The following is a 20,708-nucleotide window of genomic DNA, read 5'->3' on the forward strand; positions in this document are numbered from 1 at the left end:
CACAGCGGAATCGCCTTCGCCGGGGGCGATAAGGTTTGCAGATTTTGTTGGTTCGTTCCGGCGGCCGGCGGCGTTTCAATCAAGGCTCCACTCTCACCCGAACCACGCAGGAGCCCGGTATGACCAGCATCCGATTCCATCCATCCTTCTCCCTCGTTGCCCTGCTCATGCTGTCCGCCCTCGGAGCGGCCCGGGCCGAAACGACCCTGCTCAACGTCTCCTACGATCCGACGCGCGAGCTTTACCAGGAATTCAACCCGGCCTTCAGCAAACACTGGGAGGAGAAGACCGGCGAGAAGGTCAGGATTCAAAAGTCGCACGGCGGGGCCGGCAAGCAGGCCCGCGCGGTCATCGACGGCCTGGAAGCCGATGTCGTAACCCTGGCGCTGGCCTACGACATCGATGCCATCGCCGAGACCGGTTTCCTGGCTAAGGACTGGCAGTCGCGACTGCCTCTGAACAGCTCGCCCTACACCTCGACCATCGTCTTCCTGGTGCGCAAGGGCAATCCGAAGGGGATCAAGGATTGGGGAGACCTGGTCACCGCGGGGGTCGCCGTGATTACACCCAACCCCAAGACCTCGGGCGGCGCGCGCTGGAACTATCTGGCGGGCTGGGCCTGGGCGGAGAAGGAATACGGCGGCGACGAGGCCCAGGTGCAGGACTACATTGCCCGACTCTACAAGAATGTCCCGGTGCTCGATTCGGGTGCTCGCGGCTCGACCACCACCTTCGTGCAACGCGAGCTGGGCGATGTCTTCCTCTCCTGGGAGAACGAAGCATTCCTCGCACTCAAGGAGTTCGGCGAGGACAAGTTCGAGATCGTCGTCCCATCCTTATCGATCCTCGCCGAGCCGCCGGTCACGGTCGTGGATCGCACCGTGGACAAGAAGGGGACCCGCGCCGTGGCGACGGCCTATCTGGAATTCCTCTACTCACCGGAAGGCCAGGAGCTTGCCGCCAAACACTTCTATCGTCCCACCGACCCGGAGGTCGCGGCACGGTACAAGGATCGGTTCGTCCAGGTCGAGATGGTGACGATCGAAGACCTCGGCGGCTGGAAGGCCGCCCAGGAGAAACACTTCGCCGACGGGGGCATCTTCGACCAAATCTATAGCGTTCGCTGACTAAACCGCGTCCAGAGCGACATGCGTAGTTTTCATTGTTCGTTTAGCTTCGGAGATATCCTTGATCCCAGTGGGACGCGGTTTAGAATTTAAGATTTTCAATACCTTAAACCGCGCCGACTACGACAGTCGTCGGAGCCGGCGCGACCAAGCCATCCAACAAATGACACATACCGCACCGGGCGCGGTTTAAAACGACATCGACAAGGACTCGATAATCGCCTCGGCCGCCTCCTCGGCCGAGAGCCGCGTCGTATCGATACGGATCTCGGGGGACTCGGGCGGCTCGTAGGCGCTGTCGATGCCGGTGAAGTTCTTCAGATCGCCGCGACGCGCCTGCTCGTAAAGGCCCTTTTGATCGCGGCGCTCGGCCACCTCGATGGGCGTATCGATGAAGATCTCCACGAACTCGCCTTTCGGGAAGAGCTGCCGGACCATGCGCCGCTCGCTGCGGAAGGGCGAGATGAAGGCCGTCAAGACGATCAGCCCCGCGTCGGTCATCAGCTTGGCGACCTCGCCGATGCGCCGGATGTTCTCGACCCGGTCGGCATCGGTGAACCCCAGATCCTTGTTCAGCCCCTGACGGACGTTGGTGCCGTCCAGCAGAAAGGTGTGGCGCCCCATGGCGTGCAGCTTCTTCTCCACCAGGTTGGCGATGGTCGTCTTGCCCGAGCCCGACAGCCCGGTGAGCCAGAGCAGCCGCGGCTGCTGATTCTTGATGGCGGCATGGGCGTCGCGATCCACGTCGATCGTCTGCCAGGGCAGATTGTGGCTGCGTCGCAGGGCAAAATGGATCATGCCGGCGCCGACGGTTGCATTGTTCAGCCGGTCGATCAGGATGAAGCCGCCCAGGTCCGGATTCTCGGCGTAGGGCTCGAACGGGATCGCCTTGCTCGTGGCGATGTTGCACACGGCGATGCCGTTCAGCGCCAAGGTCTTGCCCGGCTCGTGGGCCATGGTGTTGACGTTGACCTGGTACTTCTCGTCGGTCACCGTGACCGTCGCCTGCGTCGTGCCGATCTTCATGATGTAGGCGCGACCCGGGATCATCGGCTCTTGCGCCATCCAGACGATGGTCGCCTCGAACTGATCGGCCACCTCGAGCGGCTGGTCGGCCGGGGTGATGACTTGGCCGCGCGAGCAGTCGATCTCGTCGGCCAGGGTCAGGGTGACCGATTGGCCTGCGCCGGCCTCGCTCAGATCGCCGTCCAGGGTGACGATGCGCGCGACGGTGGTTGTGGTGCTGCCGGGCAGTATGCGCACGGCGTCGCCCGGCTTGACGCGCCCGCTGGCGATCTGGCCCGAGAAGCCGCGGAAATCGAGATTCGGACGGTTGACCCATTGCACCGCCATGCGAAACGGTCGCTCGATCATCCGCGTCTGGTCGATCTCCACCGTCTCCAGATAGTCGAGCAGGGTCGGGCCTTCATACCAGGGCGTGGCGTCGCTCGCGGACGTGATGTTGTCGCCCTTGAGACCCGAGATCGGGATCGCCTGAAAGCCGTCGATCCCGATCTGGTCCGCGAAGGCACGGTAGTCGCCGATGATGGCGTCGTATCTGGCCCGATCGTAGTCGACCAGATCCATCTTGTTGATCGCGAGCACGATGTTGCGGATCCCGACCAAATGGGCCAGATAGCTGTGGCGCCGTGTCTGGGTCAGCACGCCCTTGCGTGCGTCGATCAGGATGACCGCGAGATCGGCCGTCGAGGCGCCGGTCACCATGTTGCGCGTGTATTGCTCGTGGCCCGGCGTGTCGGCGACGATGAACTTGCGCCGGTCGGTCGCAAAGAAGCGATAGGCGACATCGATGGTGATGCCCTGCTCGCGCTCGGCGGCCAGGCCGTCGACCAGCAAGGCGAAATCGATCTCCTGACCCTGGGTCCCGACGCGTTTGGAATCCGCTTCGAGCACGGCGAGCTGGTCCTCGAAGATCATCTTGCTGTCGTAGAGAAGACGGCCGATGAGTGTCGATTTGCCGTCGTCCACGCTGCCGCAGGTGATGAAGCGCAGCATCGTCTTGTGCTGATGCTTCTCCAGATAGGCATCGATATCGCGCGCGATCAGCTCGTCGGTCTTGTAGATGTCGCTGGCCATCAGAAGTACCCCTCCTGCTTCTTCTTTTCCATGCTGGCGGACTGGTCGTGGTCGATGGCGCGACCCTGGCGCTCGGACGTCGTGGTGAGCAGCATCTCCTGGATGACCTCGGTCAGCGTCGTGGCCTCGCTCTCGACCGCGCCCGTCAGCGGATAGCAGCCGAGCGTGCGGAAGCGGATCGAGCGCATGCGGACCTCTTCGCCTTCCGCCAACGGGAAGCGATGGTCATCGACCATCAGAATCAAGCCGTCGCGGATCACGCTCGGGCGCGGGGCGCTGAGATACAGCGGCACGATCTCGATCTGCTCGAGATGGATGTACTGCCAGATGTCGAGCTCGGTCCAATTGGAGAGCGGGAAGATACGGATGCTTTCGCCCTTGGCCTTGCGGGCGTTGTAGAGCTTCCAGAGCTCGGGGCGCTGATTCTTCGGATCCCAGCGGTGATTGGCCGAGCGGAACGAGAAGACACGCTCCTTGGCGCGGCTCTTTTCCTCGTCGCGCCGCGCGCCCCCGAAGGCCGCATCGAAGCCGAATTTGTCGAGCGCCTGCTTCAACCCCTCGGTCTTCCAAATCTCAGTATGCAAGGAGCCGTGATCGAAGGGGTTGATGCCGCGCGCGATCGCCTCCGGGTTTTGATGGACGAGCAGCTCCATCCCCGCATCGCGCGCCGCCTTCTCGCGCAAACGGTACATGTCCTGGAACTTCCAGGTGGTATCCACATGCAGGAGCGGAAAGGGCGGCGTGGACGGATAGAATGCCTTCTTGGCCAGGTGGAGCATGACGGCGGAATCCTTGCCGACCGAGTAGAGCATCACGGGGCGCTCCACCTCGGCCACCACCTCACGCATGATGTGGATGCTTTCCGATTCCAGACGTTGCAGGTGTGTGAGAGTCGTCATCAGGTCCTAACCGAGGCTGTTGTCAAAGACGATCGTGGATGGGTGTTCCGGGCCGGATGCTCGGGCGGCCGATCCAGGGCTCCGAGTCTATCAGGTCCGGTTCGGCCTTCGCCCGCGGGCATTCCCGCGAGAGCTTAGGCGTTGGGTGGACGCCGCACATCTCTTCGATTCGAGCACCACCCGCCTCGGCATCCGCAGCATCGAGGCATCCACGCCGTGCCGCAGCAGCAAGAAGCACACCGTCTGTCGCTTACACGGCTGATCCGGTGGATCCTGCAGCCCCAGGGACTTGACGTGCCGGCTCGACTGACCCATCTTTCAGGCATATTGGAGTGTGTTCCGCTGCTTGCCTGGCGTGCTTTTCGACTTTTTTTCACGCTGCGGAACCTCCCGTCTTCGAGAAGACGACGGGCTGACTCATACGGTCGATTTTGGAGCAGCCGAGTCATCCATCGCGCAGCCGACCGGAATCGAGATCATGCTCGAACGAACCGCAACCCCGGAAACGCGATTGATCACGGCAGCCTTTGGATCTCACCTCGGTACTCGGAGCGCGGATCGCGAAAGCACCGGTCTCGTCGCTGGAAAGTGCCGCGCAACATCGCAGAGGATCGAATCGGTCGGATGGGCGTTTCTTGCCTTTGCGGTTTCCGGAGACTGCTTCGGTGCGGATGTGCGGGTCACGTGGAATCCGGTAGACGACCCTCGAGCATCGAGATACCAGGTCCATTTCGGGCAAGCGAGCCGGACATACGTCGGCTCGGTGGATACAACCCAAACGACTGCCGTCATCAGTGGCCTCACCCCCGGACAGCTTCATTACCTCGCTGTACGCGCCTGCACGGCAGACAATCTTGCATGCAGTGACTTTTCGAATGAAGTGATTGCCGCCATTGCGCCGGACGGGGAAGTGCTGCCGGTCGAGCCCTGCTGGGCTTGTTTACCGAATGGAGGAGGCTGGCGAGCTCTTTTGAAATAAGCCCGGTGTGTGCCGGGACCGACTCGATTAAACCGCGTCTCACCGAGGTCGAGGATATCCCCGAGGCCAAAGCGCAACATGAAAATGACCCATGTCGCTCTAGACGCGGTTTAGCGTGTATCGAACCGCACTCACGGACGCCAACAGCACTCACCGGATACACTCCCGACACCCGAAACAGTGATTCGTCGATATCTTCCTGTCCTCGTTGTTGCTGCGTCGGCGACCATCGTTCACGTACTCACGCCGGACGAGCAGGTGCGACCGACCACAGAAGCGATCGACCGTCAGCCGATGGCGCCGCCATGCAACACTGTGAACGCCAAGTTGACGACACCGCAACCCGTCAGCGCAGTTTTTCCCCTAGCGGCGGAAGCGGAATTGCGCTCGGATGCGCAGCGTGCAGAGACCTTTCGGATCAAAGAACCAACCGAACCGCGGAACAGACTCGACATCAGTGATCCGATTCCGGTCGAAGACACAGGCCGAGCGACTAGGCCCGAGGTTGTGCAGATCGGGGAACCCATCGACGCCGATGCGCCCGTCTCCGGGTCTCCTGATGCGCCGGAACCCGTGCCGATCGAGATCGGCCGGACCCTGGACGCGAACGAAACGGATGTTTGGTATCTTCCACGGACATTCACCGAGGTCATCGAGATCGGCACCCAGCTCGACGCCGATTCTCCATGTCCGAACCAAAACCAGGAACGGGAGCCCGTAGACATCGGGCTGCCAATCGAGGCCGAAGGATTCGGAACCTTGCTTTGATGAGTGGGTCTTGTGGGTTTCGGTACGAAACCCGGATGCTTCGGCCGCCGTGCAGTCGTATCTGAGTATACGGGCCGACGCACAGCATCATCCGCTCTTCAATGCCTTCATACACGGCAAAAGGCCGGGGGCACCGATGAATTTTGTTTCGATCAGCAACAGAACAGCCGTCGCGGCTGTCCTGCTTTCCGTTTTACCCAACAGCTCGGTCGTGGCCACCGAGGCCGTCGTCACGGCTCAGGTCAATCGGGTGTTGGTCACCGCCGACAGCACTTATGGGGGCTGCATGGCTGCCCTAAGCGTCAATCCGCAAGAGACCTTGCCGGCGTGCCTCCCCGACTGGGTGAGCTTCAGCTGCAGCGGGCACTTCACGGATGCGGTCAGAGGATTTCGGATGTTGGATCAAGCACAACTCGCTCTCGCCACGAACAAAAGCGTCATGGTCGTCGTGGACGACAGTCGCCGCCACAATGGCTATTGTTTCGCCTCTCGGATCGATGTACACCGATGAATTGCGCCGGATCGGTGCCGGTTGCGTTGGATGACCGCGCGAGGGCTTATTCAAATGACGCATGTCGCTCTGGACTCGGTTTAGCCCGAACTCTGTCGTTCGCCTCCAGGAAGTCTTATCGATGGCCCTCCTCCGCCCAAGCGAGAATCGCCGCCGTACCTTGATCGATCTCTTCTCGGGCGCCGGCGGCATGAGCTACGGCTTCCACGCGCATCCGTCCTTCGGGGTCGTCGCCGCATTCGACGGCGAGCATGGTAAGCCAAGCAGCGGACAGGGCCGCTCGGGATGCAACGAGACGTTTCGGGTCAACCTGGGTCTCGCGCCGATCTCGACGGATCTCGCCCGAGTCGACGATACCCTGATCGAGGCTGCGAGGCGCGACTTCCTCGGCGGGCAGGATCTGGATGTCTTGTCCGCGTGCCCGCCCTGTACCGGCTTCTCTCGGACGAATCCGAACAATCACCTGGATGACGACGAGCGCAACAGCTTGGTGCTGCGCACGGCGCATTGGGCACGCATCCTCGGGCCCCGGGTGATTGTCATGGAGAACGCCCGTGAGCTTCTGAAGGGGAACTTCGCCCATCACTTCGAGGAGCTTCGGCGGCAGCTCGAACGAATGGGCTACGACGTCCGGGCGACGGTCCACATGCTGGACAGATTCGGACTACCCCAGCGACGGGAGCGCGCGCTGGTGATCGCAACCAGACTCCCGATCGGCACGAAGGGTCTCGAAGATCTCTGGCACGGCTACGAGGTCGAGCGAACGGCCACGCACGTGCGCCGATGCATCGGTCACCTGCCTCCGGTGACCGCGGGAGAGCGCCATCCGGACGACCCCTTCCACGTCTCACCCGGAATGAACGGCGCAACGCTCGCTCGCCTGCGTGCCATCCCCGTCGACGGAGGCTCGTGGATCAACCTTCGGGACCATCGGGACGCCGATCTTCTCATGACGCCCGCGATGAAGCGCTACGTCGCGGCCCGGGATTTCGGGTCCCACCCCGATGTTTACGGGCGCATGGCCTGGAACCGACCGGCGGCCACGATCAAGCGCGAGTGCGCACACGTCGGCAACGGCCGCTACAGCCATCCGGAACAGCATCGACTCTGCACCCTCCGAGAGCTCGCGCTGCTGCAGGGGTTTCCCGCGCATTACCGGTTCGGCGGCGGATCCTTGGCCAATCAGTACCGCCACATCGGGGATGCGGTCCCGCCGCTGATCTCCCACCAGCTTGCCCATGTCGTGGAGTGGATGTTCACGGGCGAGAAACCCGCGATCGCGAATTGCGTGCTGCCCGGCACTCGCCTACGCGCGGAGGATATCAAGCCGACACCGAGCCACACCCGGCCCGACCGCGGAGGGGCCGAATGCGAAGCAGATGACTTGCTCATGGCACATGGGTCGTGAAGAACGGACAAAACCAATAGAGCGAGGTTAGAAGCCAGGGACTACATGACCCCATTGTTTTTGCGTCGTTCATCGCGTTGCCCGGCGGTGCCCGACCCGATCGACGACGCGTTCGTTCCTGCAGCCCGATCGCCCAAGGGCTCGACCCCGTCGCGCTCGCAGCGCTCGAGCATCTCGGCCAGAATCCCCACGCCGGGCACCGCGAGATCCGGCGGCGCCACGTCGGCCAGAGGGACGAGCACGAAGGCACGTCGGGCCATCTCCGGATGCGGGATCGTCAGGCCGGGCTCGTCGATCCGCGCGTCGCCATAGATGAGGATGTCGAGATCCAGGATACGCGGCCCCCAACGGGTGCCGTCACGTCGACGGCCATGAGCCAGCTCGATGCGATGGAGTTCCGCCAAGAGTGCTCGCGGCGGGAGCCGGGTCTCAAGACGGGCCGCCGCGTTGATGTAGTCGGGTTGGCCGGGCGGGCCGACGGGGGCTGTCCGATACAGGCGCGAGGCGGCCTGCAGACGGCTTTCGGGCAGCGCGGCCAGCTCGCCGAGGGCCGCCCTCACCTGCCGCTCCGGCTCCTGCAGATTGCTGCCGAGGCCGATCCACACGGCGACCGGTACACCGAGGGCCAACCGACCGGGGGAAGAGTCAATCAGGGTCATGGTGGCCGCCTCGAACGCATCCGAAAAAAAGACCGCCCCCGGCATCCGTGCTCTTGGATGCCGGGGGCGGCAGCGCACACGCGATGGTGTGCGATCGGGCGCTTCAGGCGCCTTTGACTTTTAAACCGAGCCAGCTCCGACAGTCGTCGGAGCCGGCGCGGCCAAGCCATTCCAACAGATGACGCATACCGCACCGGGCGCGGTTCAAGCAACCTCGATCCGCCGACGCTCCGTCTTCTCGGTCTTCGGCAGATGGATCTCAAGCACACCGTCCTTGAACTCGGCCTTGGCGTTCTCCAGGTCCACGTTCTGGGGCAGCCGCAGCGACCGCATAAAACTGCCGCGCGCGATCTCGGACCGGTAGTAGGTGCCCTTCTCTTCGGTCTGCTCATGCTTACGCTCGCCCTTGAGCGTCAACACTTGGCCGACCAGCTCGATCTCGAGATCCTGCTTCTCGACGCCCGGCACCTCGGCGCGTACCAGAAGCTCCTCTTCGCGATCGATCAAGTCGATCTTCGGGGTCATCTCGACCGCATGCTCAAGGCGTGCCCACTCCGGCCACATCTCCCGGAAGGGGTGCATCCAGCCGTGGCGCCAACCGCGCTGCGGGCCGCCCAGCATGAGGTCGTCGAATGCGCGATCCATCTCGTCGAAGAGCGTGGTCTCACGACGCGGGACCGCTTCGCCAATCGCTTTGCTTTTGGTTTTCATGGCAGTCCTCCTGTCTCTATTCCCACTTAAAGTATAGCTCAGCGGCCGAGGATTGCCCCCTCGCACGCCCTGAACCACATCACGGCTGCCACGGATCGATCGTGACGAGACCACAATGCTCGAAGCCGACGAGGTGACGTGTCGCCAACGGCAGTCCAGTCGATGACGGCGGCCTTCTCCTGACCGAGCACAGCGGAAGAGGTCGACTGCAAGTCGACGATCCCGGGGGCTCGCCTCCTCAAGCCGCGAGCGCCAGCCGCTTCACCGCCCCGAAATCCGTCTTGCCGCTGCCGAGCTTGGGGATCGCCTCGACCTGCAACACCGCGGCGGGGATGCTCAGGGGGTTCATCCCGGCATCCAACAGCTGCTTGCGCAGGCCGTCGACATCGATCTCGCCGGCGACCAGGAGCAGGATGCGCTCGCCCTTGCGCTCGTCCGGGAGGTTGACGGCGGCGAGCTCCAGCTCGGGTTGGCCGAGGATGCGGCGGATCTGATCCTCGACCGCGCCCAGGCTGATCATCTCCCCGCCCAGCTTGGCGAAGCGCGAGTAACGGTCGACGATGGTGAGGAAGCCGTCCGGGTCCAGATGGCCCTTGTCGCCCGTTTTGTACCAGCGCTGACCATCCAGCTCGACCACCACGTCCGCGGTCTTGTCCGGGTCGTTGAGATAGCCCTTCATCACCTGCACACCGCCGATGAGGATGAGCCCGTCCTCGCCGGGCGGCAGGGTTGCCAGGGTCGCGGGGTCGACGATGCGGAAGCTGGTGCCGGGCAGCGGCAGACCCACGGTACCGGGACGCGAGCCGGCCTGGATCTTCCAGGTCTCGGTCTCGAGTGCGTCCGGGACGTTGACGCTGGCGACCGGCGTGGTCTCGGTCGCCCCGTAGCCTTCGTAGATCAGCTTGTTGAACTTGAGCGCGAAGGCATCGCGGACCTCCGGGGCAAGCCGTTCGGCGCCTGCCACCACCACACGCACGGACTGAAGCATCAGCGGATGGACACGCTGATTGCGGATGTAGAGCCGCAGGAAGGTCGAGGTGCTGCAGAGCACGGTCGCACGATAACGGGCGATCGCCTTGGCGGTGCCGACCGCATCGGTCGGGTCGGGATGGCAGACCATCGGGATGCCTTCGAGCAGCGGCAGGAAGGTAGTCACCGTGAGCCCGAAGGCATGGAAGGGCGGCAGGTTGGCGAGGATGAGATCGTCCGGCTCGGTGTTGAGCACGTCCGAGATCTGGCGGACGTTGGCCATGATGTTGCGATGGCTCAGCTCGATGCCCTTGGGCGTGCCCTCGCTGCCGCTGGAGAAGAGGATGGCGGCGGTGTCGTCGGGCCGGCCGGGCCGGCCGAACAGCCTGAGCAAGAGCCCGGCGGGCAGGAGGATGCCGATACCCAGGAACGCCAGCGCCTCCGCCTTGCCGATCTCGGCGCGCAGGGCCTCCATCGGATGAAGCGTGACCTCCGCGAAGGCCGCGTCCAGATCGATCCCGCGCTGTTGGAGCTTGTCGAGGAAGCGCTCGGAGGTGATCACATGGCGCACGCCGGCGTTGCGCATCCCGGCCAGCAGGGCCTCGCTGCTGGCGGTGTAGTTGAGATTGACCACCTGCTTGCCGACGAGCAGCGCCGCCAGGTTGGCGATGGCCGCCGCACTGCTCGCGGGCAGCAGGATGCCGACGGCCGGGTCGGGGGCGAGACGCTTGATGCGGCGCGCGAACAGCAGGACCGCCGCGATCAGGCGCCGATTGGTCAGACGCGTCCCGACCGAATCGATCACGGCCACCTCGCCGAGACGTCGTTTCGCCGCCGCGAGCCAGGCCGGGGGCAGGGTCGGCAGGGTCGCGATGTGGGTCTGCCAAGAGGTCACCGACAGCTCGAAGACCGCCTGCTTGACCTGCTCTGCGCTCGCCTCGCGCGGCAGCGGCTGCCCGAAGGCGACCAGCACGTCGCGGGTTCGGCCCTCGCGGCGACTGGCCTTGAGCTTCTCCTTGGCGTAGGAGAAACGACTCCCCCACAGGCCGCGCAGATAAAAGGGCAGGATGACGCCGGACGTGGCTGCGCGGGCGGATCTCTCGAAGCCGCGCTTGAACTCGGAGAGCTGCCCGTTCTTGCTGATGGTGCCTTCCGGGAAGATGCACACCACCTCGCCCGCGTCGAGCAACCGCGAGACGGTCTCGATCGCCTCGCGGCTGCGCCCGCCCGAGATGGGCACCACACCGAAGAAGTCCAGGAACCAGCGCAGATACCAACGCTCGTAGATGACCCGCTCCATCACGAAGCGCACCGGCCGCGGACTGGCCATCTGCACCATCGCCCAGTCGACCCAACTGATGTGGTTGCCGAGCATCAGCACGCCGCCCTGGGCCGGCATGTTCTTCAAGCCGATGACATCGAGCCGATAATGGGTCGACATAGCCCTCGCCATCAGGAAGCGCACCATCGACTGAGGCAACTGATAGAGGGTGTAGATGGCCCCGCAGAGGGCGACGACGGCGAGCGCGAGCATCACCGTCAGACCGCCGATTTGGAGATAGGCCGCCAGCACCGTGAGCCCTAGGAAGCTCAGCATCACGATGTTCTGGATGAAGTTGTTGGCCGCAAGCACGCGCCCGAGCCCTTTCTCGCCGGCGTTGAACTGGATCAAGGCGTTGAGGGGCACCAGGAAGACGCCGCCGAGGACACCGAGCAGCAGGAAGTTCAACCCGTGCGCCCAGGCCGACCCCAGACCCGGCAGAACAAAGAGCGCCGCCGCAACGCCCAGCGCGCCGACCGGGATCAGACCGGTCTCGATATGATTGCGCGAGACGCGTCCGGCCAGAACCGAGCCCAGGATGATGCCGATACCCGAGCAGGCGAGCACGCCCTGAATCACGACCGTGTTGGTCTCGCCGAGCGTCTCTTTGGCGAAGGCCGGGAAAGCGGCAAGGATTACCTGCGCGATCGACCAAAAAATCGCCAGCCCCACGATCGAGAGCCAGATCACCTGATTGTCCCAGGCGGCGTGCAGATTGTTTCGCAGATATCGACCGGTGGCGTAATCCGGCCAGACGAATCGCATCTCGGTGCCGGCGGCGCGCACGGGCAGGCGGTAGGCCAACACGACCTCGATCAAGGCGCCAGCGACCAAGACCCAACCGAGCGGCGCCATCATCCCCATCACCTCGTCGGGTGTACCGTAGCTCATGCCGGCCAGACGCCCCTCGAAGAGGATCGAGAAGAAGAAGATCCCCGCCAGGATCGCCGTCGTGGTCGTCGCCTGGACCCAGCCGTTGGCCGAGGCCAGCGCCTCCTTGCCGACCAGCTCCTTGATATAGCCGTACTTGGCCGGCGAATAAAAGGCGCTCTGCACCGCCAGCAGGAAGGTCATGGCGAAGGCCGCCCAGAACCAGGCGAGGTAATAGAAGAGCGTAATGGCGAGCGTGACGGCAACGGCGACCCAAGCGCTCGCGCGCATCACCAGATGCTTGGGGAAGCGGTCGGCAAGAAAACCGGAAGGCGTGAAGAGCAGGACGAAGGGCAACAGGATCAGGGCATTGACGATCGCCGTCAGCAAGATTTGGGCATCGCCGTCATAGGTCTTGAAGAGGGTGTTCTGAATGATGATCTTGTGCCCCAAGTCCACGAAGGCATTGAGAAAGATCATGCCGATATAGGCGACGAAACCGGTGATGCGAAAGAGCTGACCCATGCGAATGCGCCCCCTGGCGTCGACCGAGATTGTTGTCGTTGTGGCCTGTGGACCGCGTTATTGCCGCAGACGGCCCTCGTGCATCACTCCGACCGAAGCGGCACGAGGCGCGGAGCGCCAGGAGAGGCGTGACACCGCGTGAGCGGTGTCACGAGCACGTCGGTCGGTTGGGTGAACCGAATCCCCTACGCAGCACGTCTTGAACAGACCGTCGCGGAATTTCTCGTTGTCGTTGTCGTTGTCGTTGTCGTGTTCGTCCGAAATCCGATTACGACAACGACAACGAGCAGGGTACAGGGGGCGACTCAAGTCGCCCCTACACCCCGATCACTCCGGACGCGATTCAGCCGTTAAGCGGGACATATAATCGCTCACCGCCGCGATATCCGCGTCGCTGTATCCCTTGATCGCCTTCACCATCTCGGGATTCGCGTTGCGCCGCCCACCGTCGCGAATGAGCTTGGACTCATGGTCGAGATAGCTGACGTGCTGATGCGCGACGCGGGGGTAGAACTCCACGGCATCGCCCTCGCCCTGCGCGCCATGACAGGTCGCACAGTCCTTTTCGTAGAGGGCTTGGCCCCGTGCCAATGCGGTCCCGTCGCCTTTGAGATTGGTCGGCGGAATCGGGAGCTGCGACAGATAGGCCGCGATGTCGGCGACCTCTTCGGACGACACCACCCACTCGGCGACAAAGGGGTGCATCTTGGGGTTGTCGCGCCGCCCGGCGCGCACGTCGACCATCTGTTTGATCAGCACACTCGCGTGTTGGCCGGCCAGCTGCGGATAGATGGCATCCCCGCGACCCGAGCCATCCGCCTGATGGCAGCCGCGACAGACGGCATAGGCCTCCTCGCCGTTCGCGGGGTCGGCGCGATGAGCCAACGCGATCATCTGATCCTCGTTGGGTGCGTTCCAGACATAGCCGGGCGATTCGATACCCGGCGCATGGGGTTGCGCCGGCGGAGACGCGGAGGCGATGCAGGGCACGAGTACGAGTGCTCCGAGACAGACGAGACGGGTCATCATGGCGTTCATTCCTCCTCCGTTTCGAGGACCATCAGGCTGGCAATGTATTGGGCCACGGCCAGTGTCTCGGCCTCAGTCATGCGATCGGCCACCGTCTGCATGAGTCCTCGGTCGTTGGTCCGCTCGCCGACGGCATAACGGCGCATTTGCTCGACGGTGTAGCCGACGTCCTGACCGGCGAGCTGCGGGAAACGGCGCGTGCCTTCACCCTCGTCGCCGTGACAGCCCGAGCACGCGGGTATGCCGCTGCCGGGATTGCCGTCGTCGTAGACCCGTCGGCCGAGGTCCAGCAGCGAGGGATCGGTCACGACGCCCGGGATCACCTCCTGAGCAGCGTAGTAGGCGGCGACGTGCGGGATCTCCTCTTCGGTCAGTGCGCCGATGAAGTTGCCCATCACCTCGCTGGTACGCCGCCCCGCACGATAGTCTTTCATCTGCTTGACGAGATAGGTCGCGTGCTGGCCGGCCAGCCGAGGCGTATTGGGCATCGGGCTGGTACCGTCCTCGGCATGACAGGCTACACAAACCCGCGCCGCGATGGTCGCACCAATCTCGGGATCCCCCTTGGTTTGAGCAAACAGGGGCGGTGCCGAAAGAATCCCGACGCAGCCGGCCAACACAACGAGCGATTGAATTGCGAGCAATCTCACTTCGGTTCCTCGAATCTGATCGTGCCCCAATCATGTCGCACGCCATCCGTCGCGGGCAAGTCGATCGCGAAGGCCGCCTCGCCGAGACGGAGCCCATTCTCGCCGACGGGGCGGAAGGCGAAGGCAGCATCAGTGCCATGAGCACGAACGGACACGCCTGCATCGGCTCCGCGTTAAACCGCGTCCAGAGCGACATGCGTCATTTTCATGTTGCGTTTGGCTTCGGAGATGTCCTCCGATCTCGGTGGAACGCGGTTTAAAATTTAATATTTTTCAATTTCTTAAACCGCGCCAGCTCCGACGGTCGTCGGAGCCGGCGCGGCCAAGCCAATCCAACAAACCACCCATACCGCACCGGGCGCGGTTTAAGATCGATCATCGCGACCCGCCTCCGGAGTCAGACATGGACCCAAACCGTTTCGCCTACACCTTCAGCGTCCGCCTGCACGACACGGACGCGGCCGGACGGCTATTTTTCGGCCACCTCTTCCGTCATGCGCACGATGCCTACGAGGCATTCATGGCGCAGGCCGGCCTCCCGCTCGAGCGCCTCATCCGCGAGGGCGAACTCCTGCTCCCGCTCGTGCATGCCGAGGCAGACTATCACCGACCCTTATGCCAGGGTGATCGGGTTCAGATCTCGCTGGCGATCGAGGAGATCCGCACCCGATCCTTCGCCGTCGGCTATCGCTTCGAGACGCAGGACGGGACGCTCGCCGCAACGGCGAAGACGGTCCATCTCCAAATCAATCGGGACGGCTCGCCGGCATCGTGTCTGTCCGACGGGATTCTGGACGCCATCCATCCCTACACGCAAAACCGCCCGCAGTAAGGAGCCGGCACACCCCCTGCGGCCTCTCAGGTGCCGGGCCGAGACAAGGGAATCTTCCGCCCCTGCTCGTCGACCCGCACGAAGGTGATGCAGGTCGTGAAGATCGGCTCCTCGTTGCCGGTCGTCAGATCATCGGCGAAGACGTGCACCGAATAACTGATCGAGGTGTTGCCGCGACAGCTCTCGAGTGCGTCGAAGCGCAACACCGCGCCCTGCTTCACGCTGCGGTGGAACTCCACGCGATCCATCGCGATGGTGACGAAACGGGAGCCGGGATAATCGCGGCTGGCCGCGATCCAGGCGATCTCGTCGACCCACTTCAACAAAAAGCCACCGAACAGATAGCCGTAATGGTTCAGAAACTCGGGGCGTACGACTTTGAAACTCTCCACGAACGGGCTCTCCTGGTCATCGAAAGGTCAACAATTGGTCGTCAAGGGGTCAAAACCGCCGTTTAACTGCGCTGGATCTATATAACGATACGAACGTCCGGGTTATTTTTCGCCCCCGCGCGTCCTGACAAGACAACAACGACTGTTTCGGTAAATTAAACCGCGCCAGCTCCGGCAGTCGTCGGAGCCGGCGCGGCCAAGCCAATCCAACACACGACGCATACCGCACTGGGCGCGGTTTAAGGGGCATTCATGACGGGGCATTCTTCCGTAGGCTGGGTCGACATCGTCGTCATTCTGGTCTACCTCTTCGCGACCGGCTATCTCGGCTGGCTCGGTTACCGCGGCACCCGCTCGGCAGCGGACTTCCTGGTCGGCGGGCGTTCGGCCCACCCGATCATCATGGCGGTCTCCTACGGCGCGACCTTCATCTCCACCGCCGCCATCGTCGGCTTCGGCGGGGTGGCCGGACTCTTCGGCATGAGTCTGCTGTGGCTGACCGTGCTCAACATCGGCTTCGGGATTCTGATCGCTTTCATCTTTCTGGGCGAGCCCACCCGGCGACTCGGCCATCATCTCGGCGCCCACACCTTTCCCGAGCTGCTGGGCCAACGCTACCAGAGTCGCGGCATCCAGATCTTCGCCGGCGCGCTCATCTTTCTCTTCATGCCGCTCTACTCGGCTGCGGTCATGACCGGGGGCAGCATCTTCGCGGCCACCCAGTTCGGGATCGATTTCGAGGTCGCGCTTCTGATCTTCGCGCTCATCACCGCAGCCTACGTGATCCCGGGCGGCATCAAGGCCGTGATGTACACGGACACCATGCAGGGGTTCGTCATGGTCTTCGCCATGATCTTCCTGCTGATCTTTGCCTATATGAGCCTCGGCGGCATCACCCAGGCTCACCAAACCCTGACCGACATGGCGGATATGGTACCCGCATCGCTCGCGCAGATCGGGCATCAGGGCTGGACCGCGATGCCTGCCTTTGGCTGGGGCGCGACCAACTACGACCTCTGGTGGACCGTCATCACCGCGCTGGTGCTCGGCGTGGGGATCGGCGTGCTCGCCCAACCTCAGCTGGTGGTGCGTTTCATGACGGTGCGCAGCCGGCGCGAGCTCGACCGGGCGGTGCCGATCGGTGCCGTCTTCATCCTGCTCATGGTCGGAACGCCTTTCGTCGTCGGCAGCCTCTCGAACGCCTGGTTCGCACAGCACGGCCCGCTGCTGCAGGGCAAGGTCGTCGAGGTCATCAATCCCGAGAAGGATCGCGCACTGGTCGAGCTGATGCAGAAAGACGAAGCCGGGGCCTGGACGTCGATCCTCAACCCGAAGACACAGGCGCCGGCGCGCGCGCCCATGATCATCAGCGAGCGGACCTCGGCACAAGACGGCGACGGCGCGACCTTCGAGCTAGTCGCCGGCCGCTCCATCGCAGCGACCTACACCAAGGGCGACGCCGACACGATCATCCCGGCCTTCATCATGGCGGCGATGCCCCATTGGTTCGGCGTCATCTTCTTCCTCGCCCTGCTCGCCGCGGCCATGAGCACCATGTCGAGCCAGTTCCACACCATCGGCACGGCCGCCGGGCGCGACCTCTACGAGCGTATCTCGGAGAAGGGACATCAACGCGAGCCGAGCATCCTGGTGATGCGTCTCGCCATCATGGTCGGACTCATCATCGCCGTGACCATCAGCTACACGGTGCGACAGGAATACGTCATCGCCCGCTTCACGGCGATCTTCTTCGGACTCTGTGCGGCGAGCTTCCTGCCGGCCTACATCGGAGGACTCATCTCCAAACGCGTGACCCGCGCCGGCGCACTCGCCTCCATGACCGTCGGCATGAGCGTCTCGCTCTTCTGGCTGGCCTTCATCAAGGCACGCGAGGCCAGCGCCATCGGGCTGGTGCAGATGATCACGGACGGCAAGACCAGCCTGCTCGCGGATTATCCCAATTGGCCGTCGGTAGACCCGATCATCATCGCCCTGCCGGCCTCTCTGCTGACCCTGATCTTGGTCAGTGCGGTCACGCGACCGCCGGATCAGGCGCATTTGCGTCGCTGTTTCCCCCCTTAAACCGCGACTCGGTGGGATATGAGAGATTTCAGGGTGCCGCTGCGTTCTCGCCATCAATGAATCTTGGCGCGGACGCGGTTTAAGTACTTTTTATTTTATTTTGAATTGCGTCGACTGGGTTTGCTTTGGTGACTGCGAGGGAGCGGCCTTGCATCTCGGATCAACCGTAGCCTCGGACGCAATTCAATTTCGGACGCAATTCAATTCAGGAGCGCACGGGATGCTGGGTATCGATGATCCGTATGTCCTCATGGCCTATTTCGGCGCCATCGCGATGGCCGTGATCGGCATCATCTACGGGCTGGTCCGCCGCAACGCCGCGCGCGACGAGGTGAGCCCCGAGGATCGCCTTTGGGCGCTGGACGAAAAGAAGGTGGACGATGATTTCTAGCCCATCAACATGGTTGACGGCCCTGGCCGCAGCGGTGTTTTCGGCTGGTGTCTCGGCAGACACTCAGGCGGCCGACGCGGCCTCGAGCTTCAAGCCGGGTGCAGATCTGCGTCTGCGCCAAGTCTTTATCGGCAACGTCGGCCTGAACGACCAAAGCCCGATCGCCGACCGGACCTTTCAGCGGTATCGCGGACGTCTTTGGGGGATCTACGCACCGACCGACCAGATCGTCGGGACGGCGCGACTCATGTGGGAAGGCCGTCACTACAATAAGCCCAAGGAGAATCAATGGCCGGTGCCGGGTTTCGAGACCTGGTACAGCGGCGGACTCTTCTTCGACCTGCTCGATGTCGCCTTCAACGACATCGCCGGCTCGCCGCTCTCGGTGAAACTCGGCCGCCAGGAGATCATCCTCGGCAATGGCTGGCTGGTGCTCGAAGGCACGCCGCTCGACGGCTCTCGGACCATCTATTTCGACGCCGCCCGCGCGACCTATCAACTGGCGTCCATCGGGACCACGCTCGATCTCATCTACCTCAATCAGGACGCCGACACGGGCCGTTTCCCGAGCCCTCTGAACGGCGTGATCGAGGATCAGATCGAGCAATACGAGACCGGCGCCATCCTCTACGCGCGCAACAAGAGCCTGGTCAAGGACACGGACCTCGACGGCTATCTGATCTATAAAAGCAGCACGCCGGACAACACGCCGGGCAACATTCGGGTCAACAACGGCGCACCCTTTCCTTCCCCTCCGGATTCGGGTGTAGCCTATACCGCAGGCGTGCGTGCCGAGTCGAAGCTCTTACCCCAATGGACATTGCGTGCGGAGGCGGCCTATCAGTGGGGTACACGCAATGATGCGGACCTGGATGCATTCGGCTTCAACGGACGCGCCACCTACAGCCTGAATGATCCGCTCGCCAATCGATTTCATCTCGGCTACGAGTTTCTCTCCGGCAACGACCCCGACAGCAACGGCACTCAAGCCTTCGACCCGCTCTGGGGCCGCTGGCCGCAGTGGAGCGAGCTGATGATCTACCAATGGCCGCTGGAGAGCCGCGTCGGCGAGGCGACGAACCTGAGTCGCCTGAATCTCGGCTGGGGCATCCAGGCCCACCCGACGACCTTGGTCACGGTCGATTATCACGCACTTTGGGCCGACGAGATGACCACACGCACCCCTGCGCAGCTGGTCAACCTCAGCGGGGAGAGCCACTTCCGCGGACATCTCGCCGCCGTCTGGGTCAAGACCAAGCTCAGCAAACACGTCGCCGGACACTTGGTCGCCGAATACCTCTGGCCCGGTGACTATTACGCCGAGAACCGGCGCGATGAATCCTATTTCGTCCGAGCGGAGTTGAATCTCACCTGGTAAGACCGGGCGACACAAGAAATCGCCGCCGAGCGGCGAGCCCCGGGATAGTCGACTTGCAGTCGACCTCTTCCCCCGGCCTGACGGCCAGCGGGTCGACTATCCCGGGGGAATGGATGCTCGCGTGTCGCCAGGGCCAAAGCGGCGCAGTATCCGCGCAGATCGGCTCAGCCCGTAGGGTGGACGAGCGAGAGCGAAGTCCACCGAACTCGGCGCCGGGGCTGGTGGACTGCGCCGCGCTTGTCCACCCTACAGCGCTATCCGGGGGGAATCTCGCGTATCGCGAGGATCCAAGCGGCGTGGCCGTCGGCACGGGTCGGCTCAGCCCGCGCTGCCGAACACATAGCCGAGATCGATCTCGACGGCATCGAACGGCGGAACCCGGACGCGTCCGGGTGACGTATCGGGCGGGTAGTCGGCGGAGAAGATGATGCGATAGCCGCCGGCATCGAGCGCGTAGGCGATCAGCGTCCGATCTTCCGGAGAGACGATCCAGTAGTGCGGGACACCGGCACGCTGGAGCAGCATCAGATGATGGACCAGATCCTTACGCTCGTGACCGGGCGAGAGAATCTCGCACACCCAGTCGGGGGCCAATGTCATAACGCCGCTCGGTCGCTGCGGGACCCGCGCCTTACGCCATCCCGCGAGATCGTGGCTCGGGCACTGGTGCTCGCTGTATTGAACACTGATCTCGGTCACGATCCACCAGCCATCCGGACCACCCCGACGCTTGAAGACCTGAACCTCGTCGGACAACGCCGATTGCGCAAGACCGTGCTCGAAGCGCGCCATCGGGCGCTGAACGATGTCGCCATCGATCAGCTCGACGCGCTCCTCTCCCGGCCAGGCCAGAAGATCATCGATCGTTCGGAGTCGTCTGGCTTCCACTGAATTCCTCGTTGTCGACCGCGCTTGCCGAGAAGCGACGCGGCCGGCCTCGCATGAGTCTAGCCGGGACCGAGCGACCCCGAAAGCCTTCGGACCGATGCGACATCGCCCTTGAAAAGCACCGAACGCCGGCCCCGCGTCCGCTGCGGGGCGTTGCTTAAACCGCGTCCCCGCCAAGGGCCGTGGATGCACCAAACGTCGAACTCACGCGAACGTGAGCAT

Annotated in this window: 18 protein-coding genes; 9 read left to right on the forward strand and 9 right to left on the reverse strand. The window is 63.4% G+C overall.

Going from position 1 to position 20,708, the window contains the following annotated elements; translation table 11 throughout:
* Positions 1-119: 119 nt before the first annotated feature.
* Positions 120-1,127: a sulfate ABC transporter substrate-binding protein gene (locus tag BDD21_RS05000; RefSeq protein ID WP_120796196.1), complete on the forward strand. Its 1,008-nt coding sequence runs from the start codon at positions 120-122 to the stop codon at positions 1,125-1,127.
* A 189-nt stretch (positions 1,128-1,316) separates the two neighbouring features.
* Here the strand turns inward: BDD21_RS05000 and cysN are convergent, their stop codons facing one another.
* The gene (gene cysN / locus BDD21_RS05005; RefSeq protein WP_120796197.1) at positions 1,317-3,224 is read right to left on the reverse strand and encodes a sulfate adenylyltransferase subunit CysN; all 1,908 of its coding nucleotides are present in this window, start codon (positions 3,222-3,224) and stop codon (positions 1,317-1,319) included.
* Positions 3,224-4,123 carry a sulfate adenylyltransferase subunit CysD gene (gene cysD, locus BDD21_RS05010; protein ID WP_120796198.1) on the reverse strand — a complete coding sequence of 300 codons (900 nt, stop codon included), beginning with the start codon at positions 4,121-4,123 and terminating at the stop codon, positions 3,224-3,226. Before cysD ends, cysN begins: the two co-directional genes overlap by 1 nt.
* A 346-nt stretch (positions 4,124-4,469) precedes the next feature.
* On the opposite strand from cysD, the gene BDD21_RS27375 reads away from it, so the two are divergent.
* The 4 genes from BDD21_RS27375 to BDD21_RS05025 all read left to right on the forward strand — a co-directional run bounded on the left by BDD21_RS27375 (position 4,470) and on the right by BDD21_RS05025 (position 7,789).
* On the forward strand, positions 4,470-5,102 hold the full coding sequence (locus tag BDD21_RS27375; protein WP_147430993.1) for a fibronectin type III domain-containing protein: 633 nt from the start codon (positions 4,470-4,472) through the stop codon (positions 5,100-5,102).
* Between the two features lie 507 nt (positions 5,103-5,609).
* A complete protein-coding gene (locus BDD21_RS05015) occupies positions 5,610-5,870 on the forward strand; it encodes a hypothetical protein (protein WP_147430995.1) in 261 nt (86 codons plus the stop codon).
* Between the two features lie 136 nt (positions 5,871-6,006).
* Positions 6,007-6,381 (forward strand): hypothetical protein, encoded by a 375-nt coding sequence (locus BDD21_RS05020; RefSeq protein WP_147430996.1) that lies wholly within the window; start codon positions 6,007-6,009, stop codon positions 6,379-6,381.
* Positions 6,382-6,502: 121 nt separating this feature from the next.
* The gene (locus BDD21_RS05025; protein WP_120796201.1) at positions 6,503-7,789 is read left to right on the forward strand and encodes a DNA cytosine methyltransferase; all 1,287 of its coding nucleotides are present in this window, start codon (positions 6,503-6,505) and stop codon (positions 7,787-7,789) included.
* 41 nt (positions 7,790-7,830) lie between these two features.
* Here the strand turns inward: BDD21_RS05025 and folK are convergent, their stop codons facing one another.
* The 5 genes from folK to BDD21_RS05050 form a co-directional block, all read right to left on the reverse strand.
* The gene (gene folK / locus BDD21_RS05030; RefSeq protein ID WP_120799759.1) at positions 7,831-8,448 is read right to left on the reverse strand and encodes a 2-amino-4-hydroxy-6-hydroxymethyldihydropteridine diphosphokinase; all 618 of its coding nucleotides are present in this window, start codon (positions 8,446-8,448) and stop codon (positions 7,831-7,833) included.
* 204 nt (positions 8,449-8,652) lie between these two features.
* Complete coding sequence (locus BDD21_RS05035; RefSeq protein WP_120796202.1) at positions 8,653-9,159, reverse strand: Hsp20/alpha crystallin family protein; 507 nt, start codon at positions 9,157-9,159, stop codon at positions 8,653-8,655.
* Positions 9,160-9,397: 238 nt separating this feature from the next.
* Entirely contained in the window at positions 9,398-12,844 is a 3,447-nt protein-coding gene (locus tag BDD21_RS05040; protein WP_120796203.1) for an acyl-[ACP]--phospholipid O-acyltransferase, read from the reverse strand.
* Between the two features lie 327 nt (positions 12,845-13,171).
* Positions 13,172-13,873, reverse strand: a complete 702-nt coding sequence (locus BDD21_RS05045; RefSeq protein ID WP_120799760.1) for a c-type cytochrome — start codon at positions 13,871-13,873, stop codon at positions 13,172-13,174.
* A 5-nt stretch (positions 13,874-13,878) separates the two neighbouring features.
* Positions 13,879-14,523: a c-type cytochrome gene (locus tag BDD21_RS05050; protein WP_120799761.1), complete on the reverse strand. Its 645-nt coding sequence runs from the start codon at positions 14,521-14,523 to the stop codon at positions 13,879-13,881.
* 403 nt (positions 14,524-14,926) lie between these two features.
* Between BDD21_RS05050 and BDD21_RS05060 the strand changes: the two genes are divergently transcribed.
* Positions 14,927-15,355, forward strand: a complete 429-nt coding sequence (locus BDD21_RS05060) for an acyl-CoA thioesterase (RefSeq protein WP_120796205.1) — start codon at positions 14,927-14,929, stop codon at positions 15,353-15,355.
* Between the two features lie 26 nt (positions 15,356-15,381).
* Here BDD21_RS05060 and BDD21_RS05065 read toward each other — a convergent pair whose 3' ends face one another.
* Complete coding sequence (locus tag BDD21_RS05065) at positions 15,382-15,747, reverse strand: acyl-CoA thioesterase (RefSeq protein ID WP_120796206.1); 366 nt, start codon at positions 15,745-15,747, stop codon at positions 15,382-15,384.
* 252 nt (positions 15,748-15,999) lie between these two features.
* Between BDD21_RS05065 and BDD21_RS05070 the strand changes: the two genes are divergently transcribed.
* The 3 genes from BDD21_RS05070 (at position 16,000) to BDD21_RS05075 (ending at position 19,598) form a co-directional block, all read left to right on the forward strand.
* Positions 16,000-17,829: a sodium:solute symporter family protein gene (locus tag BDD21_RS05070; RefSeq protein WP_120796207.1), complete on the forward strand. Its 1,830-nt coding sequence runs from the start codon at positions 16,000-16,002 to the stop codon at positions 17,827-17,829.
* A gap of 220 nt (positions 17,830-18,049) precedes the next feature.
* On the forward strand, positions 18,050-18,220 hold the full coding sequence (locus BDD21_RS27735) for a symporter small accessory protein (RefSeq protein WP_170164686.1): 171 nt from the start codon (positions 18,050-18,052) through the stop codon (positions 18,218-18,220).
* Positions 18,210-19,598 (forward strand): alginate export family protein, encoded by a 1,389-nt coding sequence (locus BDD21_RS05075; protein WP_120796208.1) that lies wholly within the window; start codon positions 18,210-18,212, stop codon positions 19,596-19,598. The genes BDD21_RS27735 and BDD21_RS05075 overlap by 11 nt, the downstream gene beginning before the upstream one ends.
* Positions 19,599-19,916: 318 nt before the next feature.
* Here the strand turns inward: BDD21_RS05075 and BDD21_RS05080 are convergent, their stop codons facing one another.
* Entirely contained in the window at positions 19,917-20,486 is a 570-nt protein-coding gene (locus tag BDD21_RS05080) for a Uma2 family endonuclease (RefSeq protein ID WP_120796209.1), read from the reverse strand.
* Positions 20,487-20,708 lie beyond the last annotated feature (222 nt).

It is taken from the genome of Thiocapsa rosea, from assembly GCF_003634315.1.
In the GTDB taxonomy this organism is placed as follows: Bacteria; Pseudomonadota; Gammaproteobacteria; order Chromatiales; family Chromatiaceae; genus Thiocapsa; species Thiocapsa rosea.